This window comes from Erwinia sp. S38, from assembly GCF_016624545.1.
GTDB classification, from domain to species: Bacteria; Pseudomonadota; Gammaproteobacteria; order Enterobacterales; family Enterobacteriaceae; genus Erwinia; species Erwinia coffeiphila.
Genome location: NZ_JACVTS010000007.1, coordinates 137,556 through 155,853, shown reverse-complemented (window position 1 = coordinate 155,853; position 18,298 = coordinate 137,556). Strand labels below are relative to the sequence as shown.

General features: G+C 55.4%; 16 protein-coding genes. 13 read left to right on the top strand and 3 right to left on the bottom strand.

Going from position 1 to position 18,298, the window contains the following annotated elements; all coding sequences use genetic code 11:
* Window positions 1-1,065 precede the first annotated feature (1,065 nt).
* The 4 genes from IBT46_RS10420 to glnB all read left to right on the top strand — a co-directional run bounded on the left by IBT46_RS10420 (window position 1,066) and on the right by glnB (window position 5,043).
* On the top strand, window positions 1,066-2,493 hold the full coding sequence (locus tag IBT46_RS10420) for a HAMP domain-containing sensor histidine kinase (RefSeq protein ID WP_200545618.1): 1,428 nt from the start codon (window positions 1,066-1,068) through the stop codon (window positions 2,491-2,493).
* A gap of 2 nt (window positions 2,494-2,495) precedes the next feature.
* The gene (gene qseG / locus IBT46_RS10415) at window positions 2,496-3,236 is read left to right on the top strand and encodes a two-component system QseEF-associated lipoprotein QseG (protein ID WP_200545617.1); all 741 of its coding nucleotides are present in this window, start codon (window positions 2,496-2,498) and stop codon (window positions 3,234-3,236) included.
* Window positions 3,233-4,567, top strand: a complete 1,335-nt coding sequence (gene glrR / locus IBT46_RS10410; RefSeq protein WP_105593204.1) for a two-component system response regulator GlrR — start codon at window positions 3,233-3,235, stop codon at window positions 4,565-4,567. Before qseG ends, glrR begins: the two co-directional genes overlap by 4 nt.
* A gap of 137 nt (window positions 4,568-4,704) precedes the next feature.
* Complete coding sequence (gene glnB, locus IBT46_RS10405) at window positions 4,705-5,043, top strand: nitrogen regulatory protein P-II (protein WP_056238873.1); 339 nt, start codon at window positions 4,705-4,707, stop codon at window positions 5,041-5,043.
* Window positions 5,044-5,124: 81 nt separating this feature from the next.
* On the opposite strand, the gene hmpA is transcribed toward glnB, so the two are convergent.
* A complete protein-coding gene (gene hmpA / locus IBT46_RS10400; protein WP_200545616.1) occupies window positions 5,125-6,306 on the bottom strand; it encodes an NO-inducible flavohemoprotein in 1,182 nt (393 codons plus the stop codon).
* Window positions 6,307-6,625: 319 nt separating this feature from the next.
* Here hmpA and glyA point away from each other — a divergent pair, with 319 nt between their 5' ends.
* Together glyA and IBT46_RS10390 are read left to right on the top strand one after the other, a co-directional pair.
* Complete coding sequence (gene glyA / locus IBT46_RS10395) at window positions 6,626-7,879, top strand: serine hydroxymethyltransferase (RefSeq protein WP_105593206.1); 1,254 nt, start codon at window positions 6,626-6,628, stop codon at window positions 7,877-7,879.
* Window positions 7,880-8,001: 122 nt separating this feature from the next.
* Window positions 8,002-9,138, top strand: coding sequence for a 3-phenylpropionate MFS transporter (locus IBT46_RS10390; RefSeq protein WP_200545615.1), 1,137 nt, complete (start codon window positions 8,002-8,004; stop codon window positions 9,136-9,138).
* Here the strand turns inward: IBT46_RS10390 and csiE are convergent, their stop codons facing one another.
* Window positions 9,139-10,410, bottom strand: a complete 1,272-nt coding sequence (csiE, locus tag IBT46_RS10385) for a stationary phase inducible protein CsiE (RefSeq protein WP_200545614.1) — start codon at window positions 10,408-10,410, stop codon at window positions 9,139-9,141.
* Window positions 10,411-10,579: 169 nt separating this feature from the next.
* Between csiE and IBT46_RS10380 the strand changes: the two genes are divergently transcribed.
* Together IBT46_RS10380 and IBT46_RS10375 are read left to right on the top strand one after the other, a co-directional pair.
* Window positions 10,580-11,188 (top strand): DUF1007 family protein, encoded by a 609-nt coding sequence (locus IBT46_RS10380; protein WP_234480075.1) that lies wholly within the window; start codon window positions 10,580-10,582, stop codon window positions 11,186-11,188.
* Window positions 11,179-12,189 carry a nickel/cobalt transporter gene (locus tag IBT46_RS10375; protein WP_200545612.1) on the top strand — a complete coding sequence of 337 codons (1,011 nt, stop codon included), beginning with the start codon at window positions 11,179-11,181 and terminating at the stop codon, window positions 12,187-12,189. The genes IBT46_RS10380 and IBT46_RS10375 overlap by 10 nt, the downstream gene beginning before the upstream one ends.
* Before the next feature lie 52 nt (window positions 12,190-12,241).
* Here the strand turns inward: IBT46_RS10375 and suhB are convergent, their stop codons facing one another.
* Window positions 12,242-13,045, bottom strand: a complete 804-nt coding sequence (gene suhB, locus IBT46_RS10370; RefSeq protein ID WP_105593211.1) for an inositol-1-monophosphatase — start codon at window positions 13,043-13,045, stop codon at window positions 12,242-12,244.
* A gap of 175 nt (window positions 13,046-13,220) precedes the next feature.
* On the opposite strand from suhB, the gene trmJ reads away from it, so the two are divergent.
* The 5 genes from trmJ to sseB all read left to right on the top strand — a co-directional run bounded on the left by trmJ (window position 13,221) and on the right by sseB (window position 18,288).
* Entirely contained in the window at window positions 13,221-13,946 is a 726-nt protein-coding gene (gene trmJ, locus IBT46_RS10365) for a tRNA (cytosine(32)/uridine(32)-2'-O)-methyltransferase TrmJ (RefSeq protein ID WP_105593212.1), read from the top strand.
* A gap of 164 nt (window positions 13,947-14,110) precedes the next feature.
* The gene (iscR, locus tag IBT46_RS10360) at window positions 14,111-14,608 is read left to right on the top strand and encodes a Fe-S cluster assembly transcriptional regulator IscR (RefSeq protein ID WP_105593213.1); all 498 of its coding nucleotides are present in this window, start codon (window positions 14,111-14,113) and stop codon (window positions 14,606-14,608) included.
* A 118-nt stretch (window positions 14,609-14,726) separates the two neighbouring features.
* Window positions 14,727-15,926: an IscS subfamily cysteine desulfurase gene (locus IBT46_RS10355; RefSeq protein ID WP_200545611.1), complete on the top strand. Its 1,200-nt coding sequence runs from the start codon at window positions 14,727-14,729 to the stop codon at window positions 15,924-15,926.
* Window positions 15,927-16,148: 222 nt separating this feature from the next.
* The gene (gene pepB, locus IBT46_RS10350) at window positions 16,149-17,441 is read left to right on the top strand and encodes an aminopeptidase PepB (RefSeq protein ID WP_200545610.1); all 1,293 of its coding nucleotides are present in this window, start codon (window positions 16,149-16,151) and stop codon (window positions 17,439-17,441) included.
* A gap of 70 nt (window positions 17,442-17,511) precedes the next feature.
* The gene (gene sseB / locus IBT46_RS10345; RefSeq protein ID WP_200545609.1) at window positions 17,512-18,288 is read left to right on the top strand and encodes an enhanced serine sensitivity protein SseB; all 777 of its coding nucleotides are present in this window, start codon (window positions 17,512-17,514) and stop codon (window positions 18,286-18,288) included.
* Window positions 18,289-18,298: the final 10 nt, after the last annotated feature.

The following is an 18,298-nucleotide window of genomic DNA, read 5'->3' as shown; positions in this document are numbered from 1 at the left end:
GCCTGCACCTCAGCGCTGCGGATTGCCCGGCAGCCGCCCAGGCTGGCCCTCTTCCGGAAATTGCCGTCGTTTCTTATCTGAATTGAGACGGGTTCAGTCATAAGTATTAACTGGTCGGCAAGCTGATTTCGCTTTCATTAGCTGAATGGCCGGTTGGTTTCCCGGACTGTCTCGTTATCTGGAGAGGGCAATGTGGGCCATTTCCATCATTGGAAAATCGAAGGAATGTCGAAAAGCGATCTATTAAAGCAGCGACTTCGATAGCAAAGCGCAGACGGGTTGGCCCCGAAAACGGGCAATCCGCAGCGCTGAACGTAACGAGGGAGCCAGGATTTGCTCGCATGGACGCGAGCAAAAGGCGCAGCCGGGGCAGGAAGCTCCGTCTGCGGCGGTCCGCAAAGGCTCCCGACTGAAGAGAAGGCACCACGCAACGCGTGGCGCGAGGACCCGCCCGTTTCCAGGGCCAACCCGTCTGCACCAGCCCCGCAATCCAGCCCCGCAATCCCCCTGGTGCCCACCAACAGCCCTCTGTTGCATTTCCCCGACAATCACCTTAAATCACTGTCTCCAAACGGCGACACTTAACTCATTGATTTAAATAGCACGATTCGTACATCGCTAAAAGTGTTACTTTTCAGCGACACTCAGCCAGACCGGCTGGTCAAAACGATCGCGAATAAAAGAGAACTGCATCATAAAAAATCACCATTTTATAATAAGTTAAAACATAATTTGAAAAACTGGCACGATGATTGCTATAATCTATTCAGCGGCTCATTCACCTGGTTATGACAGCCCTGCGCAAGCGGTCAAGTGCCCATAACGCCCAGAATGACGCACAAAACGGAGCCTGTCGTCCACCCCACCGATAATCGTTCACTCTGTGACGTTATCAAACATCGGACGCAACGTTGAGTTAGGCTCCACCTATTCAGCCTCGCTGCTCATCTGCAGCGTCGCCCGATGGCCGGTTCAGTGAACCGGCCATTTTCATTTCATCGCCTGACTTTCCTCGCAGCCCACTCTCCGCTAGCATCACTGATAACCTGAACAAGAGATCTTTCCGTGAAGAAATGGCGTCTGTTTCCACGATCCCTGCGTCAGCTGGTGCTGATGGCGTTTTTACTGGTGTTATTACCGCTGCTGGTGCTGGCCTGGCAGGCCTGGGAAAGCCTGTCGGCGCTGAGCGATCGCGCTGCGGATACTAACCGCACCACCCTGACTGATGTGCGGCGCAGTGAAGCGATGGCGCGTACCGCGCTGGAACTGGAGCGCAGCTATCGACAGTACTGCGTGCTGGATAACCCGATGCTGCAAAAGCTCTATCAAACTCAGCACAGCCGCTATTCGCAAATGCTTGATGCCCACGCGCCGGTGCTGCCGGACATCCGAACCTATCAGGCGCTGCGTCAAAGTCTGACTCAGTTAAGCCAGATAAAATGCGACAACAGTGCACCGGTAAAGGCGGCAGCCGAGCAGCTGGAGGCATTTTCTTCCGCCAACGCGCAGCTGGTTCAGACAACTCGTGAAGTGGTCTTCTCGCGCGGTCTACAGTTACAGCGTGAAATTGCCGATCGGGGTCAGTATTTTGGCTGGCAGGCGCTGACGCTGTTCCTGCTCAGCCTCGGGCTGGTGGTGTTGTTTACCCGCATGATTATCGGGCCGGTGAAAGCCGTAGAACGGATGATTAATCGCCTGGGTGAAGGGCAGCAGCTGGAACAGAACCTGATGTTTAAAGGCCCGCGCGAAATTCGCTCTCTGGGGCAGCGCATACTGTGGTTGAGCGAGCGGCTGACCTGGCTTGAGTCCCAGCGGCATGAGTTTCTGCGCCATATCTCTCATGAGCTAAAAACGCCGCTGGCCAGCATGCGTGAAGGCACAGAACTGCTAGCCGATCAGATAGTTGGACCTTTAACCACCGACCAGAAAGAGGTGGTGAGCATTCTCAATGACAGCAGCCGCCGCCTGCAAACGCTGATTGAGCAGCTTCTGGACTACAACCGTAAGTTAGCCGATGGCCCGCTGCCGCTTGAGGATGTGCCGCTGGCACCGCTGGTTGAAACGCTGATTGCCAGCCACAACCTGACGGCTCGCGCTAAGATGATGCATACCGAAGTCGATCTTCAGCTCGCCAGCTGCCGGGCTGAGCCGACATTGTTACTGCGGGCGATCGATAATCTTTATTCCAATGCTGTACACTACGGCGCAGAATCAGGCCGTATATGGGTCCGCAGCCGCCAGCAGGGAGGCCGGGCAATTATTGAAGTTGCCAACACCGGCACGCCTATCCCGGCCGCAGAGCGGGCGATGATCTTTGAACCTTTCTTCCAGGGCAACATGCAGCGGAAGGGGGCCGTTAAAGGCAGTGGGCTGGGGCTGAGCATTGCCAAAGATTGCCTGCAGCGTTTGCAGGGTGATGTACAGCTGGTTGACAGCAAGGAAGCGGATGTTTGCTTCCGTATCGAATTAAATACCACCGCCGGGAATAACTAGTCATGCGTTTTTCACCTTTATCTGCTCTGTTGTCTCTGGATCGAACCGGTAAACTCGCTGCGGTGTCACTGCTGACTTCACTGATATCTGGCTGCAGCCAGGTGCCGGAGAAGAACAGCATCCTGACGCATGATTCGTTCAGCGAAGCTGAACGCCGCGTTGTGGATTTTCAGGCGGTCTCCTGCGGCCAGGTCTGGACCTTTAACAGCGTATCGGTGGTCAATAACCCGCTTTACTGGCTGCGCGCGATGAACTGTGCTGAACGCCTGACACCAGCCGAAGCGCGTGCAGAAGCGCGTCGCTGGCCGGCGGATAACTGGCAGAGCCGTTTTAAACAGGCCGTATTGCTCAGCAACGGTAATATCACGCCGGTGGAACGTCGCCAGTATTTGCAGCGGCTTGATGATTACAGCTACGATTACCCCACCGCCGTGCGCCCGTTGCTGACCCTGTGGCGGGAAGGGCAGGGATCGCTGCTGCAACTATCCGCAGAGCGCACGCGCTACGCGACGCTGCAACAAACCAGCGATGCGCAGCTTGATGCGCTGCGCCAGCAGGACATCGCGCTGAATCAGGAACTGGCGGTGACCCGGCGCAAGCTGGATTCTCTGACTGATATTGAACGTCAGCTCTCCTCACGCCGCTCGCCCGATGCGACCGACAGCAGCCACGCGGCGGATAAATCCGCACCGGACGATGCGACATCGTCCGGCAGTAAATCAGAAGATGATGCAACGCCATGATAAAAAAATCAGCCCGGCTACTGCTGGTGGATGACGACCCCAGCCTGCTTAAACTCCTTGGTATGCGCCTCAGCAGTGAAGGTTTTGCCGTCACTACCGCCGAAAGCGGGCCGGAAGCGCTGCGGGTGCTGGACCGCGAAACTATCGATCTGGCGATTAGCGATCTGCGCATGGATGAGATGGACGGGATGGCGCTGTTTGCCGAAATCCAGAAACGTCATCCCGGCATGCCGGTCATCATTCTTACCGCTCACGGTTCTATCCCCGATGCCGTTGCTGCTACGCAACAGGGTGTGTTCAGCTTCCTGACCAAGCCAGTGGATCGCGATGCGCTATATAAAGCCATTGATGAGGCGCTGGCGCATCGGGTGCCAACGACGGATGAGTCGTGGAGCGAAAATATTGTCACCCGCAGTCCGCTAATGCTGCGTCTGCTGGAACAGGCGCGGATGGTGGCGCACTCTGACGTTAGCGTGCTGATTAACGGCCAGAGCGGAACCGGAAAAGAGATCCTGGCGCAGGCGATCCATGCGGCCAGCCCGCGTGCGGGCAAAGCGTTTATCGCGATTAACTGCGGTGCCCTGCCGGAGCAACTGCTGGAGTCCGAGCTGTTTGGCCATGCGAAAGGGGCTTTTACAGGGGCGGTGAGCAGCAGGGAAGGGCTGTTCCAGGCCGCGGAAGGGGGAACGCTGTTCCTCGATGAAATTGGCGATATGCCGCAGGCGCTGCAGGTCAAACTGCTGCGTGTGCTGCAGGAGCGTAAAGTGCGCCCGCTGGGCAGCAATCGCGATTTGGATATCGACGTGCGTATTATCTCCGCCACCCATCGCGATCTGCCAAAAGCGATGGAGAAAAAAGAGTTTCGCGAAGATTTGTTCTATCGTTTAAACGTGGTCAATTTGAAAATCCCCGCACTGCATGAGCGAGCCGAGGATATTCCGCTGCTGGCCAATCATTTGCTGAAGCAGTCGGCCGCGCGGCACAAACCGTTTGTCCGCAGTTTCTCCAGCGATGCGATGCATCGCCTGATGGCCGCCAGCTGGCCGGGAAATGTCCGCCAGCTGGTGAATGTGATTGAACAGTGCGTGGCGCTGACGTCGGCGCCGGTCATTGGTGAGGCGCTGGTCGAGCAGGCGCTGGCCGGAGAAAATACCGCACTGCCTACATTCGCGGAAGCGCGTAATCAGTTCGAGCTTAACTACCTGCGCAAGCTGCTGCAGATGACCAAAGGAAATGTCACCAATGCCGCCCGAATGGCAGGGCGCAATCGCACCGAGTTTTATAAACTGTTGTCGCGACATGAACTGGACGCTGGCGATTTTAAAGAATAATTTTCAGTGCCGTTTTTGCTATCAATTATGGTAGTTTAGCTGCCTGAAAAAAGAGACAGACCGCGCCGCGTGACCTGTCCGGTGAAGTTAATCGTTGATTACCCGTCCGTTACCGGAGGGAGAAATAAGGGTCTGCTATGAAAAAGATCGATGCAATTATTAAGCCGTTCAAACTGGATGACGTGCGCGAAGCGCTGGCGGAAGTCGGCATCACCGGTATGACGGTAACGGAAGTTAAAGGTTTTGGCCGTCAGAAAGGCCACACCGAGCTGTATCGTGGTGCTGAATATATGGTCGATTTTCTGCCAAAAGTGAAAATCGAAATCGTTGTGGCTGATGATATTGTCGATACCTGCGTCGATACTATTATGAACACGGCGCAAACCGGTAAAATCGGTGACGGTAAGATTTTTGTGTTTGATGTGGCGCGCGTTGTGCGTATCCGCACCGGTGAAGAAGACGAAGAAGCGATTTAATCGCTGTCTTTCACTTGCGTAACAGGGCCTGAATATTCAGGCCCTGCTCATTTCTGGCGTTACGATCGGCAGAAAGGTTGGTTACAGCGCTTTGTGCGGGCCAAAAACTTCATAATGAATACGATCGTGCGAAACGCCCAGCTGTTGTAGCTGCTGCTCTACCGCTTCCATAAAGCCTACCGGCCCACATAAATAATATTGCATGGCCGGATCGCTGAGCATGGACTCCAGCGGTGACAGGTTGATGAGTCCATGGGTGTCGAACTTCTCTTTATCCTGAGCTGTGGGATGACTGTACCAGATATGCTGCGTAAACCGCGGCAGATGCGCTCCGGTTTCCGTGACCTCTTTCGCAAAGGCGTGCGTGCTGCCGTTATCGGCGGCGTGGAACCACTGCACCGTCGACGGATGTCGGCTCTCCGCCAGCTGATGCAGCATCGCCAGCATCGGCGTTAGCCCCACGCCTGCAGAAATCAGCGTAACCGGTGTTTCTGGCTTCACGTCGAGGAAGAAATCTCCGGCCGGAGGAGCAACGCGCAGATGCGTGCCCACTTTCTGCTGATGCAGCCAGCTGGACATCGTCCCGCCTTGTTCATGGCGTACGGCAAGACGATAATTTTTGCCGTTCGGTGAGCGGGTAAGTGAATACTGACGAATTTCTTTGTTTTCAAATGAAGGATCGTCCACCCACAAGGCAAGATACTGCCCCGCGCGATAGCTCGCGACAGGCTGGCCGTCGGCCGGGGTCAGCACAAAACTTTTGATTACCGCGCTTTGTGGGGTAATTTCGCTGATGACGAATTCTCGCGTTCCCCTCCAGCCACCGGGTTTCTGCTCGGAAAGTTCATAAATCTGCTCTTCACGCTGCACGAAAATTCCGGCCAGCACGCCATAGGCTTTGCCCCAGGCCTCAAGAACTTCTTCACCCGGATGCAGCATTTCATCAATGCTGGCCAGCAAGTGCGTACCGACAATGTTGTACTGATCGGGCCGAATGGCAAAACTGGTATGCTTTTGGGCTATTTTTTCCACGGCGGGGCCAAGCGCCGCCAGATTATCAATATTGCTGGCATAGGCGCAGATGGCATTAAACAGCGCTTCCCGCTGGTGGCCGTTGCGCTGATTGCTCATATTAAAAATATCTTTCAGTTCGGGATTATGGCTGAACATACGATCGTAAAAGTGGGCCGTCAGGCTTGGTCCGAGTTCAAGAATGGCGGGAATGGTGGATTTGACGATGGCAATGGTTTGGCTATCTAGCATAGTGAACTCCCTGATCTTATAACGTGTATTTCAAATGCATTTAATTGGCGAGAGATTGCATTGTAAATACCCACTCAAGAATCAGGGTTGTTTATCCGTGCTGATGGCGTGGGCTTGATGAACAAGCTGCAAGTTGATAATGAGCAAAACTCCGTAACCAACTGCTTGCAAAAATGATATCTAAGCCTTGCTGGCTCTGAAGCCAATCGTTTGCGCAAAAAGGCAGTCATGACGCTATTCAACGGCTGGGTAACAGTTTAAACTGTTGCCCAACACCCCGAAGTTCCTTATTAAAAGTCAGTTGAGTCAGGAGATGCAGATGTTAAAGCGTGATATGAACATTGCCGATTACGATGCCGATTTATGGCAGGCGATGGAGCAGGAGAAAGTGCGTCAGGAAGAGCACATCGAGCTGATTGCTTCAGAAAACTATACCAGCCCACGTGTAATGCAGGCTCAGGGGTCCCAGCTGACTAACAAATATGCCGAAGGGTATCCGGGTAAACGCTACTACGGTGGCTGTGAGTACGTGGATATCGTTGAGCAGCTGGCTATCGACCGTGCTAAAGCGCTGTTTGGTGCCGACTATGCCAACGTGCAGCCGCATTCCGGTTCACAGGCGAACTTCGCGGTTTACACCGCGCTGCTACAGCCGGGCGATACCATTCTGGGTATGAACCTGGCACACGGTGGTCACCTGACCCACGGTTCCCCGGTTAACCTGTCCGGCAAGCTATATAAAGTCATTCCTTACGGTATCGATGAAACCGGCAAAATCGACTACAACGAGCTGGCCGAACTGGCTAAACAGCACCAGCCGAAAATGATCGTAGGCGGCTTCTCCGCATACTCTGGCGTGTGTGACTGGGCTAAAATGCGTGAAATCGCTGACAGCGTTGGCGCGTACCTGTTCGTCGATATGGCCCACGTTGCTGGCCTGATCGCTGCTGACGTTTACCCTAATCCGGTTCCACACGCACACATCGTGACCTCGACTACCCATAAAACCCTGGCGGGTCCTCGCGGTGGTCTGATCCTGGCTCAGGGTGGTGACGAAGATCTGTATAAGAAGCTGAACTCAGCGGTCTTCCCTGGCGGCCAGGGTGGCCCTCTGATGCACGTTATTGCCGGTAAAGCGGTGGCGTTCAAAGAAGCGATGGAGCCAGAGTTCAAAACCTACCAGCAGCAGGTTGCTAAAAACGCACGAGCGATGGTTGAAGTGTTCCTGGAGCGTGGCTACAACGTCGTTTCCGGCGGCACCCATAACCACCTGTTCCTGCTGGACCTGGTTGACAAAAACCTGACCGGTAAAGAAGCCGACGCCGCTCTGGGCCGTGCTAACATCACCGTCAACAAAAACAGCGTGCCTAACGATCCGAAGAGCCCGTTCGTGACTTCCGGTATCCGCATCGGTTCTCCAGCCGTCACCCGCCGTGGTTTCAAAGAAGCTGAAGTGCGCGAGCTGGCTGGCTGGATCAGCGATATTCTTGACAATATCAATGACGAAGGTGTGAGCGAGCGAGTGAAGAAGCAGGTTCTGGATATCTGCGCCCGCTTCCCGGTATACGCATAATTCGCTAGCAGCTCCTTTACTGCGAGCCGTTGCACAGATAACGGGGCACTTTGTGTCCCGTTATTTTTTTATCTGTCCGCACGGTGTAGAGTACCGCCGAAACTTACTCTGTCGGATGGAACATGACGATACGATCGACGTACTGGCTGGGGCTGGGCTACTTCACTTATTTCTTTGCCTACGGCATCTACCTGCCATTTTGGGGCGTCTGGCTTGAGGGCAGCGGCATGAAGCCTGAGCAGATCGGTCTGCTGCTTGGCTGCGGCATGATCGCTCGCTTTACCGGCAGCCTGTTGATTGCCTCCCGCGTCACCAATCCTTCCCAGCTGGTCAATGCGCTGCGCCTGCTGGCGCTGATTACCCTGCTGTTCGCCCTGGGATTCTGCTTCGGCTCGCAGTGGCTCTGGCTGCTTTTCGTGATGGTGGGCTTTAACCTTGTGTTCTCACCGCTGGTGCCGCTGAGCGATGCGCTGGCCGCCACCTGGCAGCGGCAAATCGCGCTGCCCTACGGGCCGGTGCGGCTGTGGGGATCGCTGGCGTTTGTTATCAGCTCGGCATTGACCGGTGTACTGGTCAATCAATTCTCTTACCAGGCGATTCTGATGCTGCTGTGCGCAGGCTGCGGCGCGATGCTGGCCGGGATGCTGCTGCGACCGGCAGTGATGCCGCAGGGCAACTCGAAGCAGGGCAGCCACGCTGGCTGGCAGGTGTGGCTGCAGATGCTGCGGGAGAATGCCGTCTGGCGCTTTATGCTGTGCGCGACGCTGATGCAGGGAGCGCATGCGGCCTATTATGGTTTTAGCGCGATCTACTGGCAGCAGGCGGGCTATTCGGCCAGCGTCGTGGGTTATTTGTGGTCGCTGGGCGTCGTGGCTGAGATTGTTATTTTTGCTTCCAGTAACCGGCTGTTTCGCCGCTGGCGCGCCCGCGATCTGCTGCTGCTCTCCGGCATTGCGGCGATTGTTCGCTGGAGCCTGATGGCAGCCACCACCGATCTGGGCTGGCTGATTGTGGCGCAGATCCTTCACTGCGGCAGTTTCACCGTTTGTCATCTGGCGGCAATGCGCTCTATTGCTTCCCGTGAGGGCTCGGAGGTTATTCGTTTGCAGTCTCTTTACTCAGCGCTGGCGATGGGCGGCGGCATTGCGATTATGACTATGGTCTGCGGCGTGTTATTCCAGCATCTGCACGGCGGGGTCTTTTGGGTGATGGCGCTGCTGGTGGTGCCGGCTCTGTTCCTGCGGCCAACGATCCGTTAGTCAGGATTCCAGCAGCGCACGGATGCTGCGCTGCTGGTGCTCGCCCAGCGGCAGCTCTGCGTGGATCAGCGGCGGTGAGAACAGCGGCAGGGTGGTGACATAGGGAGTAATCACCAGAGAAATTCCCTTTGGTGCACTGTTACGCTGATAATCATCAACCGTCAGGTATTTGATATTCAACGGCAGCAGCGTTAGCTCTCGCAGCTGCTGCTCAACGCAGCGTTCGAGTTCCTGGTCATAACCGGTCAGCAGCAGGACCTGCTTTTCCTGCAGGGCGTTCTCCTGCATCAGCCAGGCCCCAAAGATAATCGCCGTCAGCCCCAGCTCCTCTTCTGAAAATCGCAGCGAGAACTGTTGTTCGAACTCAACCAGTGCAGCACGGGTCGTTCGCAGCAGGCGCGGATACTGCCGCGCCACATCTTCCACCAGGCTGTGATCGATTCCCACACCAAACCGTACACGCTCCAGCGCCTGCGCCAGATGGCTGAACAGCTGGGCACAGAGTTCATCATGGCAGCTGAACTGCATACCCGATAGCTGCTGAAAACGTAGAATAAGCTGTTGAATCGCCAGCAGTAGCCGGGCTTCATAGTCCCCAATCGGCTGGCTGATGCTGGGGATGTGCAGTTGGCTAAACAATAGCGCCAGCGGGATGGCATCATCCGCCGAGGTTTGCTGATAGCCTTGCCGATGCCAGCAGCGAAGGATCTCCTGCGCCAGTACGTATTCCGCTTTGGCACTCAGCCAGCTTGTCTGTTCAGGGTTAAAGTCCACAAGGCAGTCATGGGCGAGGGAGTACTGCAGGTATATCTGCAAAAAGTGGCGGTCGCGCACGTTGAAATCCCGCATAAGCTGCCGGGAACAGTGCTGAATCAGCGCCTGTAAATTATGCTCATCATACAGCGCCTTACTAACCTCGTTACGCTGCAGGCGGTGTTTAATCTTCGGGGTGAAATAGTGGCAGACAAAATCAGGCGATAGCCGCAGTGCACGGCGTAAACCGTGCAGCAGACACAGGCGCTGATTTAGCTGTGCGCCGATCAGCCGTAGTGACCCCTGTTGATCCTGTTCGATAATCAGCTGGTGATAACGCTGGATCTCCAGCGTAACCTCCGCTATATCTTGCCGGGCTACCGCGTCTTCTACCCCGTTCAGCTGGCAGTAAATTTCCAGCGTAACGTCAGGTTCAGGAAGACAAAGCATTAAAATGAGGTGGCAGCGCCGTTGCTGACGGGAAAAAACAGAAGTTTCTGGTGAGTAATCACTCGTCATCTGCACTCCCGCTAAACGTACCTAGTGTTAATCCTAGCCTGACTCCCTGCGGCTGTGGAGGATCTGCGGACGTTTATTCGGCGCTTTTAAAGACAGGTCACAAAAATAATCGGGAAATCCTGGAATGGGGTTGAATTTGTTACGTTATAACAGATACATTGTTGGGCTGATGCTGGTTGTGGGTTCCGTACCGGCGGCGTGGTCGCATCCGCACAGCTTTATTGATATGCAAACCACGCTGGTCCATCAGGGTGACACTATTACCGGGTTAAGAATGCGCTGGGTGATGGATGAAATTACCTCCGCCGATCTGCTGTATGATGCCGCCGACGCTAAACCCGGTTCGGTTGTATGGAAGAAACTGGCGGCGGAAGTGATGGCTAACGTGCTGGGTCAGCACTACTTCACCGAGTTCTGGCATCAGAAGCAACCGGTGAAATTTGAAAATCTGCCGCCGGAGTATCATCTGTCGCGGCAGGGCCACCAGGCTGTACTGGAATTCGTGCTGCCGCTGGCGCATCCGCAGCCGCTGAAAGGCCAGCGCTTTGTCTTCTCCACTTTTGACCCAACCTACTTCGTTGATATGTATTACGACTCGGAAAAATCGTTGAAAATCCCTGATGAACTGGCGAAAGAGTGCCACTTTGAGCTGAAAACGCCAAAACCTGATGCTTCGATGCAGGCGTATGCGCTATCGCTGGATAAGGCGGATGCGCCAGCGGAAGAGATGGATTTGGGCCGTCAGTTTGCTCAAACGGTCACGCTGGTATGTCAGTAAATATCCTGTCTATGCAGGCACGCAGCTGGCGGCAGCTGTGGCCGCTGTATCTGCTGATAATTTTACTGTTAGCCTGTGCGCTGCTGGTGTGGCAGTTCTGGCCGCAGATCCTGTTACAAAGCGTGCTCTGGCAGAAAAATCTGCACCAGCAGATGACTGCGCTGCTGCAACAGGTTGCCAGTCACCCTCAAAAGGCGGGGCTGACGCTGATGGGCTTCAGCCTGCTGTATGGCGTTTTGCACGCGCTGGGCCCGGGGCATGGCAAAGTCGTGATCGCTACCTTCCTGGCCACGCATCCTACCCGGGTAAAAACCAGCCTGCAGCTGACGATGATGGCCGCGGTGGTGCAGGGCGGCGTGGCCATTGCGCTGGTGACGATAATGCTGGTGGTGCTGAAACTCTCTTCGCGGCAGCTGCATCTCAGCAGCTACTGGCTGGAAAAAAGCAGCTATCTGCTGGTGGCCGGTCTGGGAGTATGGCTGTGCTGGCGTGCGGCCAGGAAGTTGATGCGCACGCTGCGGACTTCTGGCAAGACTGGCGGCATCACTATTCATCGCATTGTGCCAACCGATCATCAGCACAGCGAAAGCTGCGGCTGCGGGCATCAGCACGTACCGGACAGCGCCCAGCTTGCCGCCGCCGTGGGCTGGAAAACGAAAAGTCTGGTAGTGATGTCGATGGGGATGCGTCCGTGTTCCGGGGCGATCATGATGCTGCTGTTCTCGAAGGTGATCGGGGTATACGGCTGGGGCGTACTGTCGGCGATTGCGATGGCGCTGGGTACGGCGCTGACCGTTTCCGGCATGGCGCTGCTGGTACAAATTTCCCGAATTCTGGCGCTACGTCTGAGCCGCGATCGTCCTGCTGCGGGCTGGCAGAAGGTCGCACTGAACTGCCTTGCACTGAGCGGAGGGATACTGCTGCTGGCGGCGGGTATCGTACTGTGGCTGAGCGCGCAGCCAGATATTTCGGGGGGCATCCGCCCGCTGTTTGCCCGTTAATTTTGGGCAAAAAAGGCCGACGTCAGGTCGGCCTTCGTGAGACGGGTAAAAATTAACGCTTCAGCGCTTCGCTCAGCTCTTCACGGATGTTAGCCAGGATTGATTTCACCACGCGCGGGTTACCGGCAACGATGTTTCCTGAAAGCATATAGCCGTGCGCGCCAACAAAGTCGGTGACCAGACCACCGGCTTCACGAACCAGCAGTTCACCGGCGGCAAAATCCCACGGCTTCAGGCCGATTTCGAAATAACCGTCAACGCGGCCGGCGGCGGTGTAGGCCAGGTCCAGCGCAGCAGAACCGGTACGGCGGAAATCTGCACACTGGGTGAACAGTTTGCTGACGATGTTGATATAAGGGGTGGCGTGCTGTTTCAGCTTGAACGGGAAACCGGTCGCCAGGATGGTGCCATCCAGATCGCGAGCGGTGCTGCCGCGCAGGCGGTAGCCGTTAAGCTGTGCGCCCTGGCCGCGAACGGCGCTGAACAGTTCATTACGCATTGGGTCATAAACTACCGCCACTTCGGTGCGGCCTTTAATGCGCACGGCGATAGAAACAGAGAAGTGAGGCAGGCGTTTGATAAAGTTGGTGGTGCCATCCAGAGGGTCGATAATCCACTGTATATCCTGGTCTTCACCGGCTAACTCACCACTTTCTTCAGTAATAATGGTGTGTTTCGGGTAAGACTTGCGAATCACCTCGATAATCTGGCGTTCCGCTTCGCGGTCAACATTAGTCACAAAGTCGTTGCTGCCTTTCTGGCTGGCTTCGACTGCGTCCGGGGTTTCATAGTTCTTAGCAATTACGTTTCCGGCCTTGCGCGCAGCGCGCACGGCGATGTTGAGCATCGGATGCATGTAGTGTCGTCTCACTGGATGTTAAAGAACGGTATCTCTTACTACCGCCAGCCTGCCGGTTTATTGGCCGCCGCAGTAGTTGGATATAAAACGGCGCGTACTATAGCAGGGAGAACGGCAAATGTCCTGAAAATATGATAGCATCGTTAAATTATTCCTCACACCTGACACTCTCATGCTGCAAAATATCCGAATCGTACTGGTTGAAACGTCCCACACCGGCAATATGGGCTCCGTAGCCCGTGCCATGAAAACCATGGGTTTAACAAACCTTTATCTGGTCAATCCGCTGGTTAAGCCTGACTCGCAGGCCATCGCTCTGGCTGCCGGTGCCAGCGATGTGATTGGCAATGCCACCATCGTTGATACCTTTGATGAAGCGATTGCCGGCTGCAGTCTGGTTGTCGGCACCAGCGCGCGTTCCCGTTCGCTGCCCTGGCCGATGCTGGACCCGCGTGAATGTGGCCTGAAGAGTGTGGAAGAAGGGCAGCAAGCGCCGGTTGCACTGGTGTTTGGCCGTGAACGCGTAGGTCTGACCAATGAAGAGCTGCAAAAATGCCACTACCACGTGGCGATTGCCGCGAACCCGGAATACAGCTCGCTAAATCTGGCGATGGCCGTTCAGGTGATTACCTATGAAGTGCGCATGGCCTGGCTACAATCGCAGGAAACCGAAGCCGCCGAAGTCACCGAATCACCTTATCCACTGGTGGACGATCTTGAGCGTTTTTACCAGCATATGGAGAAGATGATGGTAGCCAGTGGCTTCATTCGCGAGGCGACGCCAGGACAGGTGATGAGCAAAATGCGTCGTCTGTTTACCCGTGCCCGCCCGGAAAAAGATGAGCTAAATATCCTTCGCGGCATGCTTTCATCCCTTGAAAAAAAGCGGGAAAATTGATTGGTTTTCATTTAAATCAATAAGTTAATACTTGAGTAAAACACTTGGTTAAATAGTTGAGTGTTTTACTCGGTTAAATACTTGACCAAATTACTCAGGAATGGCAGACTTGCGTCCATATTTTGTTAACACCCATCCAGGGTTATAACCGAGGTCGTAAAGCCATGAGACTGACATCCAAAGGCCGTTATGCTGTTACCGCTATGCTTGATGTTGCACTGCACTCTCACGAAGGTCCTGTACCTTTAGCTGATATTTCAGAGCGTCAGGGCATCTCCCTTTCTTATCTTGAGCAGCTGTTCTCTCGTCTGCGCAAGCATGGTCTGGTTGCCAGCGTACGTGGTCCGGGTGGTGGTTATCTGCTGGGTAAAGGTTCTGATGCGATCGCGGTTGGCGCAGTGATTACTGCCGTTGACGAATCCGTTGACGCCACCAAATGCCAGGGCAAAGAAGGCTGCCAGGGCGGCGAACGTTGCCTGACCCACGTGCTGTGGCGCGATCTGAGCGAGCGCATCAGCGACTTCCTGAATAATATTACGCTGGCCGAGCTGGTGAACAACCAGGAAATCCTGGAAGTTGCCGACCGCCAGAACAATAATGAAATTCGTCGCATCCCGAACGGTCGTATGCACGAAACAATTAACGTTAATCTGCGCGCCTGATCCTCACTCAATCGCGTTTCCAGCGTCGTGCAGATTATGTATCCCTGAGCTTTCAGATTGTCGTCCGGTGACAGCGGGTTGAAAGCTCAGGGAAAACCTGTACGGAGCTTAACGCGCAATGAAATTACCGATTTACCTCGATTACTCCGCCACCACTCCGGCCGACCCCCGCGTTGCCGCGAAGATGATGCAGCACCTCACCCTTGATGGAACCTTCGGTAATCCGGCCTCCCGTTCTCACCGTTTTGGCTGGCAGTCAGAAGAAGCCGTAGACATCGCCCGTAACCAGATTGCCGAACTGATCGGTGCCGATCCCCGTGAAATCGTGTTTACCTCCGGTGCAACCGAAGCCAATAACCTGGCGATTAAAGGTGCCGCTGAGGCGAATCAGGAAAAAGGCCGTCATATTGTTACCTGTACCACGGAACATAAGGCCGTACTGGATACCTGCGCACAGCTTGAGCGCGAAGGCTACAGCGTCACCTGGCTCAATCCACAGGCTGACGGCGTTATCGATCTTGTTCAGCTTGAAGCCGCGCTGCGTGATGACACCGTATTGGTGTCGATTATGCACGTTAACAACGAAACCGGTGTGATTCAGGATATTGCCGCCATCGGCGAACTGTGCCGCTCCCGTGGCATCCTTTTCCATGTTGACGCTACTCAAAGCGTGGGAAAATTGCCGATCGATCTCACTACGCTGAGCGTCGACTTAATGTCCGTATCCGGCCATAAGATTTACGGCCCAAAAGGCATTGGCGCGCTATATGTCCGCCGCAAGCCTAAGGTACGAATTGAGGCTCAAATTCACGGCGGTGGCCACGAGCGCGGTATGCGTTCCGGCACGCTGCCGGTGCATCAGATTGTCGGCATGGGTGAAGCCTATCGTATTGCCAAAGAAGAGATGGCCGAAGAAATGGCGCGCCTGGCTTCACTGCGCGCACGTTTCTGGACGGGTATCAGTGCGATTGAGCAGGTTCACCTCAACGGTTCGTTTGAACACGGCGCGCAAAATATTCTCAACGTCAGCTTCGGTTACGTTGACGGCGAATCGCTGATTATGATGCTGAAGGATCTGGCCGTTTCATCCGGCTCCGCCTGCACCTCCGCCAGCCTGGAGCCTTCCTATGTGCTGCGTGCAATGGGCGTGAGCGACGATCTCGCCTACAGTTCACTGCGTTTCTCGCTGGGCCGCTTCACCACCGTTGAAGAAATAGACTATGCGATCGCGCTGATCGTGAAGTCAATTGCGCGGATGCGTGAGGTTTCCCCACAGTGGGCGGCGTTTAAAGCGGCAGGCGTTGCTGCTGCCAGCTAGACGTTAGCTTACAGATTCGCGTTATGCCAACGGGCCGGATTAACTCTTCGGCCCGTTTCACATTCAGCATAAAAGCACGGCATGAGAGCATGCGGTGAAAACATCTTTCCCGCATTTCTGTTAGTCTGGTGCGTCGATTTTGAATAGCATCTGTACTGCGGCAAATCGCAGAGGCCGGGGATCTCCGGTCCACGACGTGAAAAAATGATAAGGAGCCATGCGATGACCACCTCTGTTATGAACATTACCCTGTCAACGGCTGCGGCCGATCCGCGCTGGGGCGAAAAAGCGATCCTCACTAGCAACGACAGTGGAATGACGATCCATCTCACCGGCAAAGATGCACCGAGCATCATCCAGCGCGCTGCGAGAAAAATTGGCGGGCAGGGGATACGTAATATCAGCCTGAGCGGCGACGGTTGGGATCTGGAAAACAGCTGGGCATTCTGGCAGGGCTATCGTGCACCAAAAGGGTCTCGTCAGGTTAAATGGGCGGCGCTGAATGACGCTGATACGAAAGAACTGAACAGCCGCCTGAAGATCGTTGACTGGGTCCGCGATACCATCAATATGCCGGCGGAAGACTTGGGGCCAGAACAGCTGGCAACCCGCGCGGTGGATCTGCTGTGTGATGTTGCCTGCGACAGCGTCAGCTACCGCATCACCAAAGGCGAAGACCTGCGCCTGCAAAATTATGCCGGTCTGCACACCGTCGGGCGCGGTTCTTCCCGTAGCCCGGTGCTGCTGACGCTGGATTTTAACCCGTCGGGTAAAGAAGACGCGCCGGTATTCGCCTGCCTGGTCGGCAAAGGTATTACTTTCGATACCGGGGGCTATAGCCTTAAGCAGAGCGGTTTTATGGACTCCATGAAATCGGATATGGGCGGCGCTGCTACCCTGACCGGCGCGCTGGCGCTGGCTATTACCCGTGGCCTGGATAAGCGCGTGAAGCTGATCCTCTGCTGCGCGGATAATATGGTCAGCGGCAATGCCTTCAAGCTTGGCGACATCATCCACTACCGCAACGGCAAAACCGTTGAGGTGATGAATACCGATGCTGAAGGCCGTCTGGTTCTGGCCGATGGTCTGATTGACGCCAGCGCGCTGAAGCCAAAACTGATCGTCGATGCTGCCACCCTGACCGGTGCGGCGAAAACCGCGCTGGGTAACGACTATCACGCGCTGTTCAGCTTTGACGATGCGCTGGCACAGTCGCTGCTAAGCTGTGCTGAAAAAGAGAGCGAGCCGTTCTGGCGCCTGCCGCTGGCGGAATTCCACCGCAGCCATCTGCCGTCAAACTTTGCCGACCTCAACAACATCGCCAGTCCGGCACACTCTGCCGGTGCCAGCACCGCCGCTGCATTCCTGTCACACTTTGTCAGCGAATATAAGACCGGCTGGCTGCACATTGACTGCTCAGCCACCTACCGTAAAGGTGCGGTGGATCAGTGGTCTGCGGGTGCAACCGGTCTGGGTGTGCGTACCGTCGCTAACCTGCTGCTCAGCCACGAATGATGGCGATCGGGCGATCTCCCTTTACGGATCGCCCGCTAAAACATAGCCCGTAAACGAAAAGAACCTGACGATGAACGAACTTAACCCGCGCCTTGAAGAGGTGCTGAAGCTGGCCGCCGGTGAACCGGCACACCGTCCCGAGTTTTTCTCCCTGCTGATGGATGCCAGCGTGGTAGTACCGGGCGAAAGCGCCGAGGCCGGTTCGGCTATTGATGCCAGCACGCCGGTAGATTTACAGCACTGGGAAAAAGACGACGGCACCAGCATTATCCCCTGCTTCACCTCGGTCAGCGCGCTGGAGCAGGCGGTCAGCGGTGAGCAGGCTTATCTGGTGATGCCGCTGCGTACGCTGTTTGAAATGACGCTCGGTGAAACGCTGTTCCTGAATCCAAAACTGCCGGAGGGGAAAGAGTTTTCGCCGCGTGAAATTGCCGATTTACTGGGCGATCACGGCAGCGCGCTCAGCCAGCAGACCGTGCTGGAAGGGGGAACATCCCTGCTGTTGTCGGAAATTGCCGAGCCGCCTGCGCAGATGATTGACTCGCTGACCCAGCTGTTTGCCAAATACAAATCGGTACGCCGCGCTTATGTAGCTCACATTAAAGAGAGTGCTGACCAGCCAGCAAACCTGCTGATTGGTATCGAAGCCGACGGCGACATTGACGCGATCATTCAGGCGGCGGGAAGCGTGGCGACCGATACCATGCTGGAAGATGAGCCGATCGATATTTGCCATGTTGTGGAAGGCGATAAGGGCATCAGCCACTTCTTTATCGCCCATATCAAGCCTTTCTACGAACGCCGCTGGGGCAGCTTCCTGCGCGATTTCAAAGTGGTCAACATCTGAGTTCTTGCAT

Bases quoted from the DNA above. Each gene is read 5' to 3' on its own strand.
- qseG (WP_200545617.1), top strand. From the start codon at position 2,496: ATGCGTTTTTCACCTTTATCTGCTCTGTTGTCTCTGGATCGAACCGGT.
- glrR (WP_105593204.1), top strand. From the start codon at position 3,233: ATGATAAAAAAATCAGCCCGGCTACTGCTGGTGGATGACGACCCCAGC.
- glnB (WP_056238873.1), top strand. From the start codon at position 4,705: ATGAAAAAGATCGATGCAATTATTAAGCCGTTCAAACTGGATGACGTG.
- hmpA (WP_200545616.1), bottom strand. From the start codon at position 6,306: ATGCTAGATAGCCAAACCATTGCCATCGTCAAATCCACCATTCCCGCC.
- glyA (WP_105593206.1), top strand. From the start codon at position 6,626: ATGTTAAAGCGTGATATGAACATTGCCGATTACGATGCCGATTTATGG.
- IBT46_RS10390 (WP_200545615.1), top strand. From the start codon at position 8,002: ATGACGATACGATCGACGTACTGGCTGGGGCTGGGCTACTTCACTTAT.
- csiE (WP_200545614.1), bottom strand. From the start codon at position 10,410: ATGACGAGTGATTACTCACCAGAAACTTCTGTTTTTTCCCGTCAGCAA.
- IBT46_RS10380 (WP_234480075.1), top strand. From the start codon at position 10,580: ATGCTGGTTGTGGGTTCCGTACCGGCGGCGTGGTCGCATCCGCACAGC.
- IBT46_RS10375 (WP_200545612.1), top strand. From the start codon at position 11,179: ATGTCAGTAAATATCCTGTCTATGCAGGCACGCAGCTGGCGGCAGCTG.
- suhB (WP_105593211.1), bottom strand. From the start codon at position 13,045: ATGCATCCGATGCTCAACATCGCCGTGCGCGCTGCGCGCAAGGCCGGA.
- trmJ (WP_105593212.1), top strand. From the start codon at position 13,221: ATGCTGCAAAATATCCGAATCGTACTGGTTGAAACGTCCCACACCGGC.
- iscR (WP_105593213.1), top strand. From the start codon at position 14,111: ATGAGACTGACATCCAAAGGCCGTTATGCTGTTACCGCTATGCTTGAT.
- IBT46_RS10355 (WP_200545611.1), top strand. From the start codon at position 14,727: ATGAAATTACCGATTTACCTCGATTACTCCGCCACCACTCCGGCCGAC.
- pepB (WP_200545610.1), top strand. From the start codon at position 16,149: ATGACCACCTCTGTTATGAACATTACCCTGTCAACGGCTGCGGCCGAT.
- sseB (WP_200545609.1), top strand. From the start codon at position 17,512: ATGAACGAACTTAACCCGCGCCTTGAAGAGGTGCTGAAGCTGGCCGCC.